Consider the following 12,202-nt stretch of genomic DNA (forward strand, 5'->3'; position numbering starts at 1 on the left):
GGTGCGGTACAACTTTCAAAATAATCAACTACTCGAATACCTTCAATATCAATGGTTGATGCCCATATATCGTGAAATTTTCGTTCTTTAGCTAGTATTTCGTCTTGCATTTTTTAGATAGTTATCCATTTTCATATATTTTACTACTTACCACTACTTTCCGATCAAATCAAAATAGATATATTTTTTAAATAGGAGTACATTCTAAATCTAACAAGTATTTATCTGTTAAATCTCTCATTTGTTTGATGATAAATCTGTTTTCTGGTGCGGTACAACTTTCAAAATAATCAACTACTCGAATACCTTCAATATCAATGGTTGATGCCCATATATCGTGAAATTTTCGTTCTTTAGCTAGTATTTCGTCTTGCATTTTTTAGATAGTTATCCATTTTCATATATTTTACTACTTACCACTACTTTCCGATCAAATCAAAATAGATATATTTTTTAAATAGGAGTACATTCTAAATCTAACAAGTATTTATCTGTTAAATCTCTCATTTGTTTGATGATAAATCTGTTTTCTGGTGCGGTACAACTTTCAAAATAATCAACTACTCGAATACCTTCAATATCAATAGTTGATGCCCATATATCGTGAAATTTTCGTTCTTTAGCTAGTATTTCGTCTTGCATTTTTTAGATAGTTATCCATTTTCATCTATTTTACTACTTACCACTACTTTCCGATCAAATCAAAATAGATATTTTTTAAATAGGAGTACATTTTTTTTGGCGTTGCTGAACCAAGGGATGAATCTTTACACAAAAGGTAAATCCCATCTTTTACTTCCTATTTCTCCAAAACTATAACTCCAATTGGCAAATATGCAACGCCTTTTTTTTATTATCCCAATAAACCTGATTGGGTGGTGGTGCACAGCAATAGTAAAGGAAGCACCGGGAGTGTGGGGAAATGAGGAGATGGGGGGATAGGGAGATGGGAAGTGTCGGATAAATTAAAAAATATATATCCTCACCATTACCATGCAGGACTACCCCTGATTGAAATGCGGCGTTGGTGAATCAAGCTATGATACCTAAATTTTGCCAAATATAAAATGCTCAATGTTAATAGTTAGGCAACGCCACATTAATGGAAAATTAATACATAATTATAGCCACGCATCACCAACACCGAAATGCAATAGGCAATAGTTCCAGAAGCTAATAGACATCATAGACATCTCCGAAATATAAATATAATCTCGTAAAATAATATTTAATCAGCCTTTGTAAAGATTAAGAACATGGATTCAGTATTAGGGTATATAGAGAAACATCTCCAGGAAGTACAGGTATTAGTTGGTCTCAATTACAACCAATTAAAACAGCTAATAAAGCAACCGATCGCCTTACACACGCAAGGCCATTCAGAAGCGGAATTAAAAAAGACAATAATTATCAAAAAAGGAGGTGGTCGTCAAACAAAGTTATCTTTTAAAGAACAAATATTACTGACTCTAATATATTGGTGATAATTAACAACATTTCAATTACTTGGTATCCAGTTTGGAGTGAGTGAAACAACAGCTAATGATACGTTTAATTATTTCCTGTTTTGGGGTAACTACTACCAGCAAGTTTACTTGAACAAGTCAAAAAAACTCTAATGAATACGAAATAATTAAAGAATTTTTAACAGGGTTTGAGTTAATAGTTGATAGCCGTGAAAGCGTAGCTCCTCTGTAATACCATTTCTCAAAAAGAATGCTATATCTGATTGGGTGGAGAAGTCTGGGAAGTGTGATAAGTGTTTGGAGGAGTAAACATAATAATAATAAACATTAACTGGCATATTATTCGCAAAAAATGATTATGTATGTGTTAATTACTTAATAACTGAAGTGCCATATAAGTATAGCAATGCTTTTGGGAATTGGTATAAGAGGCACAAGCTATAGAAAGACCAGGGGAATATCATTCTTGAGAAAAAATATTCCAACAGGGAAGAAGAAAAACCATACACGAAAAAATCAATTAATCGTTTGACCAGACGGTAAAAATATTGTTGATGTTGTAGCAGGTAAACCAGGACCTAAAAGCGGCGTAAAATTGTTTCGTGAATCTCAAAAAGGATTGAGCCAAAATCAAAAATTTAATGGCGATCGAGCTGATGAAGGAGAATTATCAATTAAAACTCCTCACAAAAAACCTAAAAAACAAGAATTAACTCCAGAACAAAAAGAAAGAAATAGAGAGTTAGCAACTGATGCGAATTTTTGTTGCACACTTAATTCCTGGACAGTAAAAATATTCCGAGTAGCTCAAGAAAGATTTAGATTGAACTCAAGTAAATATGAACAGATAATTATGATTATTTGTAGACTTGTTAGATTGGGAATATGCACATTTATTTTATAGCTATAATTAAATCAAATATTTCAACAATAAATTTATTTATATAGATACTATTTTTCTGCTAGTTATTAATAGTAAGTATCTCAAATGCCTATTTTTAGATACAAAGTAACTACCTTCACGATTGAGCGTTGGTGGAGGGAGCAAGTGCGGCAGCTACATCGCAACTTAAAAGGTAGTGATAGTAAGACTTTGGTTATTTTCGGAGATGTCTAATAGAGAGATGTCAAAAACCTTAATGAGTAGCGCTATATCTGAAACCTTTACCCTCTCATAGCAACTTCCCTAACTTCTCAAATAATACCAAGTCCGGTTACTGAAGATATTTGATGCTTAATAAGATTAAACCCTCTCCCCATCTCCAGAAAATGATACTCTATAAACCAGATTTAGTATAATAAGCACTACCTTGTGATGATATAATCTAACAAGGTAGCACTTATTAAATATTGAGATATTAAATATTAGTTAGATGGATGCGTAAGTTTGTTCTAACTGAGGAACAACTTCAGGAACAGACAAACTACTTATATAGTGAGTTTCATTAGAACAACTCCAGAGAGCTTGCGCTACTCCTAAGTATCCCTTGGAAACCTTAGATACATTGATCGCTGTACCGATAACTGTTGGTAAACAAGGACTAGGCATAAATGTTGTGACAAAGGTGTTAACCATAGACCACAAAATGATTATCCAAAAAAATCCTAATGCCGGCAATAAAATTAAGTCAGGCATAACGAAGCGACCGATGCGCTTCCATATAGCTTGTTGAGGTATTGCAATAACTACGGCAAGCGTCGCAAAAAGGGAATTATTCAGTTTTTCTGTCATTTTTCTAGATCGTCAGAGTCAGTTTTATCGGGCGCAACAAATCAGACCTATACCAACCAAGGATTCTGAATCGACAATCTGTCTAAATTTTTATAGAAGGTTGACTCTTCATTCTCCTCTCAATGCCTACGAAGTTAGCTGACGGGCTAGGGCTGAGAGATGCCCTTCTCTACATCTTTACTCAAAGATTTCTATTCAGAGATAAGCCCCTTAATTTTGGTTCCTCCGCTCCAGCAGCACTCTTGCTGTGCTTTTCGTGCCAGATTAGGCTGACTGTATTTTGCTTTTAAAATAATCTTAACTTCTCTAGAGCAACTTTGTCAACATTTTTTTACAAAAATTTTTGTGAATTTTATCAAAATTTTGAGTTTGGAATTTCAGATAATGTTGGGACATTATTAAACTATTATTTGCTCCAAAAAAGTAAGGTACACCTACTTTTATTCCTTTTCTGAATTCGGTTTTCCGGAAAATTCAAAATCTATACTCAACTAATTTGTAATCTGATCCAGAAACTCTGTTCTTAATCACAGCATAATGGTGATTATAATCACAAAACTTTGTAAGTGTAATCACTTACTGCATTAGTGTTATATCACTATATAATAATGAAAAATCCCCAATACTAGAAATGTAGAGTTCAAAGATGATTTTCATATATCAAGAACCTCCTGTTTATCTCCTTCCATTTGCATTAGGAGACCTTTTTGCTAACGCTAATGCTACAGGTTGCATTACTTTGGCCGATCGTTATGGCTTAATGGCAGCTATATTTGATGAGTCTTTGCCAGAAGATGAAAAGCGCTCAATCGATCGGTTACTTCGGGCTATTTGTAAAGGACACATTAAAGTAATTGATGAGATATCTACTATGGCATAAAACTATACCTAAATAATATTTTAGACTTAACTATAATATAAATTTTTTTAATCAATTTGATTAACAATCTCGTTTTTTACCATTAGGTAAAGTAGCTTCACAAAAATCAGTTTGGTCTAATTTAGCTTGATTAAGATTGGCATTAAATAAATTGGCTCCATTTAATTTAGCTTTCTCCAGATATGCTTGGTATAAATCAGCCCAAGATAAATCAGCATCTTTGAGATTAGCCTCTCGCATAGTTGTGCTGTGCATGATTGCTCCTGATAAATTGGCTCCTTCTAAATTTGCCTCAATTAAATTCGCACTACTTAATATGGCTCCTCTTAAGTTAGCATCTTTTAAGTTGGCTTTTTGTAAATTAGCTCCTAGTAAATTTGCTTCACTTAAATCAGCTTCACTTAAGTCGGCTTCGCTTAAATCACAACCTGGACATTCATAAGTAGATAATAAACGCTGAATAGTTTTGATCCGTTCCATAGAATTAGATTTAGATTGAGCAAATACTGGAACTGTTAACCAAAATACTGTTAAGAATGTAGTCGTCAATGGATATAGAAATCTCATATTTTACTGCTTGGGAAATTAATAAATTTATGATTAGACCTTTGATTTGGTTAGTATCATATCATAAAAATCATATTTCATTTGAAAAAAAAATATTTTTTGTGAACTAAAATAATTTGATTCATTTTTTTTGATTCACTGATTAATATGACTTATGCTCTTAGATCAATAATACTTCAGTATATTTATATAGTTAGATTTAGCTGATGTAGAAAATATCCGTATAATTAGGGAATAAATATAGAATAAAACATCAAGTAAAGGAAATAAATATTTTTTTGTAGAACAAACTATGCGGATTTTTATTAATTTTAAGAAAAATGCTATTCCACAAAAATCCCTCAGTATATTTATAGATTAGGACTTATGCAAAGAAACACGGTTTCTACGATAAATCATGCTTTTAACAATATACATTTAGATGTATAACCAGGTTTTTGGGTTAGCCTGGGTAAGTCCTGTAAATGTTATAGATGAATGGAAAAACCATTTACCAAATAATTGTTAATTGTTAATTGTTGATTGTTCATTGTTGAATATGCTCCTAAATATACAGCGTATTCCATGTAAATGTGGTACAGTAATTTTATTAGTAGTAGAATATCGAAAGATCCAAGCTTATTCGATAGACCTCCGTGAAAAAATAGTCAAAGCTTATGAGCAATGTAATACTTACTATCCTGAAAGTAGCAGTCCGATTTGATGTGAGTAAAATATTTGTTCAAAAACTATTGAAACAAAAAAAATCACTGGTCATATTCACCCTAAAAAGCCTAGTGGTCACCTCAAAAGTATATTACATTGTCACAGAACTCAATTGATAGAGATGGTAGAAAAATATCCTGATTATACCTTGAATGAATACTGTGAATATTAGCTATCTGACTACAACCAATTTTTTAGTCCTAGTATGATGTGTCGGCAACTCCCAAAATGCCATTTGACCAGAAAAAAAACAGACGAAGCAACCAGTCAGCCACTGAAAGAGTCCAATTGTTGAGGCTTGAATATTGGGAAAAGGTGAAAAATATACAGCCTGAAAACTTAGTATTATTAGATGAAATGGGTGTTTTATTGTGATTAACACGAACTCATTCACGTTTCCTACGGAATGCTACGCAAACATACTGTGGTAGTAAAGTATATGATTTTTCACCATTTTATAGAGGCAAAAAATTCACAGTTATTGGAGCAATTAGTATCACCAAAGTGGTAGGATTAATGACACTTAATGGGTCAATAGATGGTAAGGCATTTCAAGTTTTTGTAGAACATTTTTTAATTCCTAATTTATGGAAAGGAGCAGTAGTAGTAATGGATAATTTGCCTGCCCATAAGTTAAAAATAATTGAACCATTAATTGAATCAGTAGGGGCAAGTGTACTGAATTTATCACCCTACTCACCGGACTTTAATCAGTTCGAATTATGGTGTCCAGAACTCAAAAGTTTTTTGCGTCGTTTTAAGCCTACCACAGCAAAAATGGTCGATATAATACTCGCTATTAGACATCTCCAGAAAATAGGGAACACTTAACTGGGAACAGGGAATAGGGAGAAATAATTGATAATTTATGGATAATAATTGATTTTATTTTTAATTTTTACGCCTATGTCTATTGTACTCTTATTATTAGATATTAACCACTTCAAACACTATTTTCAACACTGTTGCTACTGTACCTCATAAACCACCGAATACTCTGTATATCGGATTTCTCGGAGTTATAAGGTAAAATCGTTTTTTTTATTTTCTGTTCCCTGTGACCTCAAGTCTATAACTCCGTACTTGACTAGGATGAGAATTCCGATAAGATCAAGTCCGTTTAAATTATTAATTATTAATTATTAAGTAGGTAGGTGAAATTAAATCTAAAATGTCCGAAGCGAGGTAAGTTTGCAGACAATTCCGTAGGAAAGCAATCGTAACTATGGGATTGTTTTCCTAACCTAATCCTCCCAAATGTTCCTAGTTCGGATGCAGCATATTATATTTATTTCTACCCATTAATTGTTGAATATGCTCCTGGATATATATTGGATTTCTCGGAGTCATAAGATAAAAATATTTTTCTATTTTATGTTACCTTTTCCGTCAACTCTTGAACTTTGTACTTGACCAGTATGAGAATAACGATCAAAGAGGTTCTCTGACTTATGACTGATGATTAATGTTTCAAAGTGGAGCTAATACCAAGCGCGATAAATGTTTGCTACATTTTCGCATTGCGGGGGAGTAGGGTCGGAGGTAGGGAGGTTGCATGCAACGTCCGTAGGTCGTAGTAAACATAAAAATAATTAACACGTTCCTGGGGTGCTAATTATCAAAAAGGTTATTCGGCCCTTTTTAATTACTTGATAATGGAAGTTCCACGATTACATAGCATTCTTTTTTCAAATTGGTATAAAGTAATATTCTGTTAAATGGGACAAATTAAGAGTATAGGAAAAAATTATGTTAGACATTAGACAAATTCGAGAAAATCCACAAACTGTACAAGAATTACTCAACCGTCGTGGAGAGTACAACTTACAACCAATTCTAGAATTGGATGAAAAACAGCGACAACTAGAAACAGAGCGATCGCAATTCCAAGCTCGTAGTAACCAAGTTGGTAAACAGGTGGGGGAAAAAATTAAATCAGGTAGTGACCCTAAAGGTGCAGAAGTTCAAGCTTTAAAAGAGGAGGGAAACCAACTCAAAGCTAAACTCAGCGAACTAGAACCTGAAGAAAAAGAGTTAAAGGCTAAAATAGAAGCTTTACTTTTACCTCTGCCTAATTTACCTAGTGAGTCTACACCTATTGGCAAAAGTGAAGTAGAAAACATAGAAGTGAAACGTTGGGGTGATGAATATATTCCTCAAAATCCTAAAATTATGCCTCACTATGAAATAGGAGAAAAACTAGGTATTCTCGACTTTGAGCGAGGAGTGAAAATTTCTCAAAGTCGTTTTGTTGCTTTGATGGGAGCAGGTGCAGCATTAGAACGTGCCATTATTCAATTCATGCTTAACCGTCATATTCAAGCTGGTTATGTGGAAGTTATGGCACCACTATTGGTCAATAGTCAGTCTTTGACAGCTACAGGTCAACTACCAAAATTTGCTGAGGAAAGTTTTAAGTGTGCAGCAGACGACCTTTGGTTAATACCTACTTCGGAGGTTTCAACGATGAATCTTTATCGGGATGAAATTTTGACTGCCGAACAACTACCTATTTATCATTGTGCTTATACTCCCTGTTTTCGTCGAGAAGCTGGTGCTTATGGGAAAGATACTAGGGGGTTGATTCGACTACATCAATTTAATAAGGTTGAGATGGTAAAAATTGTACATCCTGAAACTTCTGAAGATGAACATCAAAAATTGGTGGCAGATGCAGAAGCTATTTTGCAAGCATTGAAGTTACCTTATAGAATTTTAGAGTTGTGTACTGGAGATTTGGGTTTTTCCGCAGCTAAGTGTTATGATTTGGAGGTATGGTTGCCGTCGTCAGGAACTTATCGAGAAATTTCTAGTTGTTCTAATGTGAGAGATTTTCAAGCGCGTCGGGCGAATATTCGGTTTAAGGAAGGAAAGAAAAAGGGTACTCAGTATGTTCATGCTCTGAATGGTTCGGGTTTGGCAGTGGGGAGAACTATGGCGGCTATTTTGGAAAATTATCAGCAGGTTGATGGTAGTGTGAAAATTCCAGAGGTTTTGCAATCTTATATGGGGCGTGAGTTTTTATAGTTTTGATTGAGTAGGGTGCGCTGTTGAAGTTGGAAGTTAGAACTCAGAAGTCCTGTTTGTAATTTCATCTCACTCAGGTATACTACTAGCGGGCAAGATGCCCGCACTAGATCATTATCATTTGGTATCTTTTTCCTTGATTTTCCTTTCTACCACTTGAGCGTTATGGCTGCCACTAGGCTCAACCAAGGCGTTTCATGTGGGTAGCAAAGCGGAACGGAGTTCTATCGCCGTCTAAACAATACTCAGCTTTTAGTTGAATAAAAAATCATGTGTATAGGCGAGCCACACCAGATAGTTTTTATATTATCACAAAAATTGTGAGGATGCAACCAAAAATCCTTTGAGCCGCGAAATTTTTCAGGAGCTTCACAAAATGAAAGTGTTAGGAATTTTCCACTCAGGAGTGATGAATGGAAAGATTTGATCGTGGGAAAAACAACCATATAGTTTATGGGAGCTTCATAGGATGAAAATATTCCTGGTATTGCTCCTGGAGGAAAATTAGTTGAATAAAAAATCATGCTTATAGGCGAGCTACCCCAGATAGTTTTTATATTATCACAAAAATTGTGAGGATGCAACCAAAAATCCTTTGAGCCGCGAAATTTTTCAGGAGCTTCACAAAATGAAAGTGTTAGGAATTTTCCACTCAGGAGTGATGAATAGAAAGATTTGATCGTGGAAAAAACAACCATATAGTTTATGGAAGCTTCACAGGATGAAAATATTCCTGGTATTGCTCCTGGAAGAAATTTAGATAAAACTTCTATAACGTTGTGGTTCTAAATCTATCCATTTTTATAAAAGCGATCGCATATCTTTCATCTCCATAATTTAATTTTAGGGAATAAAGACATAGACAAAAATCAGAAGTCAAAAATTGGTAAGGGTAATTTTGAGCAATTATCCAAAAATATTTTACCTAAAGAGGTGAGGTATTAGACCCAATTATTTTGAGAAACTCTCTAAAAATTCTGCTACTATCTGATTAAATTTTTCCGGTTCTACCAAAAACGCCCAATGATTACCGGGAATTTTTTCCAGTTTTAAATTCCTTAAATACTTCTGATAAGGCTTAATTTGCACATCACTTTTATTTACACCTTTTTCCGGTTGAATAAACAAAGTCGGTACATCAATATATTCTGTTAAACCAGGAACTCGCATCACTTCTTCAAATATTTCATTCCTAGCAGGAACAACAAATTTACTTCCCCATTTCCCATCAGCTGTTTCCTCGATACTTTCCTGAAAAACTATTTGTTGAAATTCGCTCCAACCTGCATATTTACCTAACTCTTTTGCCTGAGTTTCTGCCTCCGTAAAACTAGCAAACGGACCCATACCTTTGAGAGTTTCTAGAGTTCGATAAAGCAGAGGAAAAGTAACTTTAAGAAATCCAGGCATTTTGCCAATAAAAACTGGGTCTGCCAAAACCATACTTTTAAATCTTTGTGGATTTTGTCTTGCCCAAATACAAGCTAATTTCCCCGTCCAAGAATGACCTAAAATATGAGCTGACGACCAGTTTAAATGTTTCATTAATGCTTCTAAATCTGCAATTGTTGTCTGAAAACTATAACCATTTTCTGGTTTTCCACTTTCTCCATGACCGCGCATATCTGGCGCGACAATATGATATTTATCTGCTAAATATTCTCCTAAACTTAGCCATACTAAAGCTGAATCTGCTAAACCATGTAATAGTAAAATTGGTTGTTTTTTATTCTGGTTTTCTTCTGTTTGCCATTCTAGATAAGAAAGTTGAATGTCGGATAAATTTAACGTTTTGCGAGTATAAACCATAATTAAATATGAGAATTGAATATTCGGCAGCAAAATATTATAGCAAATCTCTGGAGTAAGGATTCAGAATTCTGAATTCAGCATTCAGTTATGAGTTATTAAATCATTATCTGTGAATGAGGAATTAGTCTCTAAGGAGAATTAAAATTTATTTTTGCGCAGCGTTGCACAGGAAAGAAAACCTCATTAGCTAACCGAAGTCAAGTTATTACCAGGACTTACGCAAAGACACTATATATAGCGCATATTAAATAGAGCGATCGCGCTCGAAAAATTATAGCGATCGCCTAACATTTTTAGCTTTATCCCTATTCATAAAAACCTAAACAACTGTCATTTTAATTGTAGGATATTTAAGTTCAGATACGCTTATATTTGGATAATAATTGATGTTTCAGATGATAAATAGTTCTCCCAAAAATATTGGCCTTTTTTTTCAAATTATTCCAGACTAACATGGCACAAGCTTTTCTGTTTTTTTGAATTTTTGCCCGACGACCCAATCCAAAACTCAAGCCCTATGAGTTGTTTAATTTCTCTATGAAACTCTTCTATTTTCCATCTAGTTTGAATTTCAAACTCAACGTCATCTATACTCTGATTACTGAGCTGATTAGTAACAATATATTCTGCTGAAGTTTGTAGAAACAGTAGCCCAGAATAATCTGACTTTTTGATCTCAAAGGAATTCCTTTAATTTTCATAATTTTTCCTGATACTAATTCCTCCTCATTCCATGTTAATTATTCCAGTTTTTGATATTTTTTTACACCCCCTGTATCGTCTACTAAACGATTGCTTTTTAATGGGCAATAGTAAATTTTACCTAAGTTATCTATTAACGCCATTAGTCTTTGAGTTGCATACCAGCTCTCCATTAATACTGTTTTTACTGGTATTTTCTTATTTTTTACTACATCAATCATCATATCTTCCACATTATCTATTTTACTTTTTTCATCACTTTCGATCTTTATAAATCCTATAATCTACTATCCAAAAACGAACTAGATTGAGGATTAAAATATAAACAATTAACTATTCCTATTCCACGCACTACCCTATGTTCGTTACCACTATACTGACGCCGAACAAGCTCAATACGCATGGGAATATTTTTTATTCATAACCGTGTCATCAAAAATCAAATAACCATCTTCAGTAGTTACAATTTCTTCTCTGACATTTTGCCATAATATTTCTGTCCCGTGTTTCAATATTTTTCAAGTAACGATTAATTTGATCATGGCTAACTTTTTCGCTTATTGTCAGCCAGGTTTGTAAGAGTGTAATTTTTCTGACTACTTATTAGATACTGACAATATTTTATATAATTAAAGTCCATTAAAAAATATTCATAAAAATATATGTTATTTGAAATTATAATAATAACAGATAACCTACGATATACTCAATCTAATTTTTTAGTTAATGATAATTTTGTGGCTCAGGCGATCGCCAAGGGAAACGGAATTTAGATCGCAAATCTAGAGAGACGCTTAAAGATAAACACTATATATAGTGTCCTTGCGTAAGTCCTGATTACTTTCAAAAGCTGAATGTCTACCCTCTGTAGTTCTCATATCTTGCCTGCTTGTACCTGATTGAAATGAAATTTCCTATATAATATAGATAGGATTTAAAGGTATAATCAATATGAACAATTTATTTGATAATTTGGTAAATCAAGATAACAGTATTAGTGACAATTCTGGTTGACTTAGTAATAATGATTTTTCCTCAGGGTCGGATGGGAGAAATCAAGACTTAAATCAGAATTTGACGGATAGTTTCCCTGAGCAACAACAATTCGATTATCAAAGTTCAAGTATGGGTTTAGGGGAAAATTCAGACTTTTCTCAAAATGATTTTTTCTTGGATAATTTGGCAAATCAAGATAACAGTATTAGTGACAATTCTGGTTGACTTAGTAATAATGATTTTTCCTCAGGGTCGGATGGGAGAAATCAAGACTTAAATCAGAATTTGACGGATAGTTTCCCTGAGCAACAACAA

The 12,202-nt window shown here is 33.7% G+C and carries 12 protein-coding genes, 3 pseudogenes and 1 riboswitch; of the genes and pseudogenes, 9 read left to right on the forward strand and 6 right to left on the reverse strand.

Annotated features, from left to right (window positions below; genetic code table 11):
- Positions 1 to 187 precede the first annotated feature (187 nt).
- Both F6K22_RS12560 and F6K22_RS12565 read right to left on the reverse strand, forming a co-directional pair.
- Positions 188 to 376: a hypothetical protein gene (locus F6K22_RS12560; protein WP_363273431.1), complete on the reverse strand. Its 189-nt coding sequence runs from the start codon at positions 374 to 376 to the stop codon at positions 188 to 190.
- 77 nt (positions 377 to 453) lie between these two features.
- Complete coding sequence (locus tag F6K22_RS12565) at positions 454 to 642, reverse strand: hypothetical protein (RefSeq protein ID WP_363273431.1); 189 nt, start codon at positions 640 to 642, stop codon at positions 454 to 456.
- A gap of 614 nt (positions 643 to 1,256) precedes the next feature.
- On the opposite strand from F6K22_RS12565, the gene F6K22_RS12570 reads away from it, so the two are divergent.
- The 4 genes and pseudogenes from F6K22_RS12570 to F6K22_RS12580 all read left to right on the forward strand — a co-directional run bounded on the left by F6K22_RS12570 (position 1,257) and on the right by F6K22_RS12580 (position 2,583).
- A complete protein-coding gene (locus F6K22_RS12570; RefSeq protein ID WP_293097838.1) occupies positions 1,257 to 1,484 on the forward strand; it encodes a hypothetical protein in 228 nt (75 codons plus the stop codon).
- 15 nt (positions 1,485 to 1,499) lie between these two features.
- Positions 1,500 to 1,619: pseudogene (locus F6K22_RS43070) on the forward strand (helix-turn-helix domain-containing protein); the annotation flags it as partial.
- Positions 1,620 to 2,013: 394 nt separating this feature from the next.
- A complete protein-coding gene (locus F6K22_RS12575; RefSeq protein WP_293097862.1) occupies positions 2,014 to 2,370 on the forward strand; it encodes a transposase family protein in 357 nt (118 codons plus the stop codon).
- Positions 2,371 to 2,454: 84 nt separating this feature from the next.
- Positions 2,455 to 2,583, forward strand: coding sequence for a hypothetical protein (locus tag F6K22_RS12580; RefSeq protein WP_293097840.1), 129 nt, complete (start codon positions 2,455 to 2,457; stop codon positions 2,581 to 2,583).
- A 252-nt stretch (positions 2,584 to 2,835) separates the two neighbouring features.
- Here the strand turns inward: F6K22_RS12580 and F6K22_RS12585 are convergent, their stop codons facing one another.
- Complete coding sequence (locus F6K22_RS12585) at positions 2,836 to 3,198, reverse strand: hypothetical protein (protein WP_293097843.1); 363 nt, start codon at positions 3,196 to 3,198, stop codon at positions 2,836 to 2,838.
- Positions 3,199 to 3,306: 108 nt separating this feature from the next.
- A riboswitch (cyclic di-AMP (ydaO/yuaA leader) is annotated at positions 3,307 to 3,479 on the reverse strand.
- A gap of 365 nt (positions 3,480 to 3,844) precedes the next feature.
- On the opposite strand from F6K22_RS12585, the gene F6K22_RS12590 reads away from it, so the two are divergent.
- Complete coding sequence (locus F6K22_RS12590) at positions 3,845 to 4,078, forward strand: hypothetical protein (RefSeq protein WP_293097845.1); 234 nt, start codon at positions 3,845 to 3,847, stop codon at positions 4,076 to 4,078.
- 60 nt (positions 4,079 to 4,138) lie between these two features.
- Here the strand turns inward: F6K22_RS12590 and F6K22_RS12595 are convergent, their stop codons facing one another.
- On the reverse strand, positions 4,139 to 4,645 hold the full coding sequence (locus F6K22_RS12595; protein WP_293097848.1) for a pentapeptide repeat-containing protein: 507 nt from the start codon (positions 4,643 to 4,645) through the stop codon (positions 4,139 to 4,141).
- 538 nt (positions 4,646 to 5,183) lie between these two features.
- Here F6K22_RS12595 and F6K22_RS12600 point away from each other — a divergent pair.
- The 3 genes and pseudogenes from F6K22_RS12600 to serS all read left to right on the forward strand — a co-directional run bounded on the left by F6K22_RS12600 (position 5,184) and on the right by serS (position 8,377).
- The gene (locus tag F6K22_RS12600) at positions 5,184 to 5,348 is read left to right on the forward strand and encodes a hypothetical protein (RefSeq protein WP_293097851.1); all 165 of its coding nucleotides are present in this window, start codon (positions 5,184 to 5,186) and stop codon (positions 5,346 to 5,348) included.
- Positions 5,349 to 5,812: 464 nt separating this feature from the next.
- A pseudogene (locus tag F6K22_RS12605) lies at positions 5,813 to 6,181 on the forward strand (transposase); the annotation flags it as partial.
- Positions 6,182 to 7,099: 918 nt separating this feature from the next.
- Positions 7,100 to 8,377 carry a serine--tRNA ligase gene (gene serS, locus F6K22_RS12610; RefSeq protein ID WP_293097854.1) on the forward strand — a complete coding sequence of 426 codons (1,278 nt, stop codon included), beginning with the start codon at positions 7,100 to 7,102 and terminating at the stop codon, positions 8,375 to 8,377.
- Positions 8,378 to 9,328: 951 nt separating this feature from the next.
- Here the strand turns inward: serS and F6K22_RS12615 are convergent.
- Positions 9,329 to 10,186, reverse strand: a complete 858-nt coding sequence (locus F6K22_RS12615) for an alpha/beta fold hydrolase (protein WP_293097857.1) — start codon at positions 10,184 to 10,186, stop codon at positions 9,329 to 9,331.
- Positions 10,187 to 10,508: 322 nt separating this feature from the next.
- A pseudogene (locus F6K22_RS12620) lies at positions 10,509 to 11,531 on the reverse strand (IS701 family transposase).
- A 434-nt stretch (positions 11,532 to 11,965) separates the two neighbouring features.
- Between F6K22_RS12620 and F6K22_RS12625 the strand changes: the two are divergent.
- Complete coding sequence (locus F6K22_RS12625) at positions 11,966 to 12,112, forward strand: hypothetical protein (protein ID WP_293097860.1); 147 nt, start codon at positions 11,966 to 11,968, stop codon at positions 12,110 to 12,112.
- Positions 12,113 to 12,202 lie beyond the last annotated feature (90 nt).

This window comes from Okeania sp. SIO2F4, assembly GCF_010672385.1.
Lineage (GTDB): Bacteria > Cyanobacteriota > Cyanobacteriia > Cyanobacteriales > Microcoleaceae > Trichodesmium.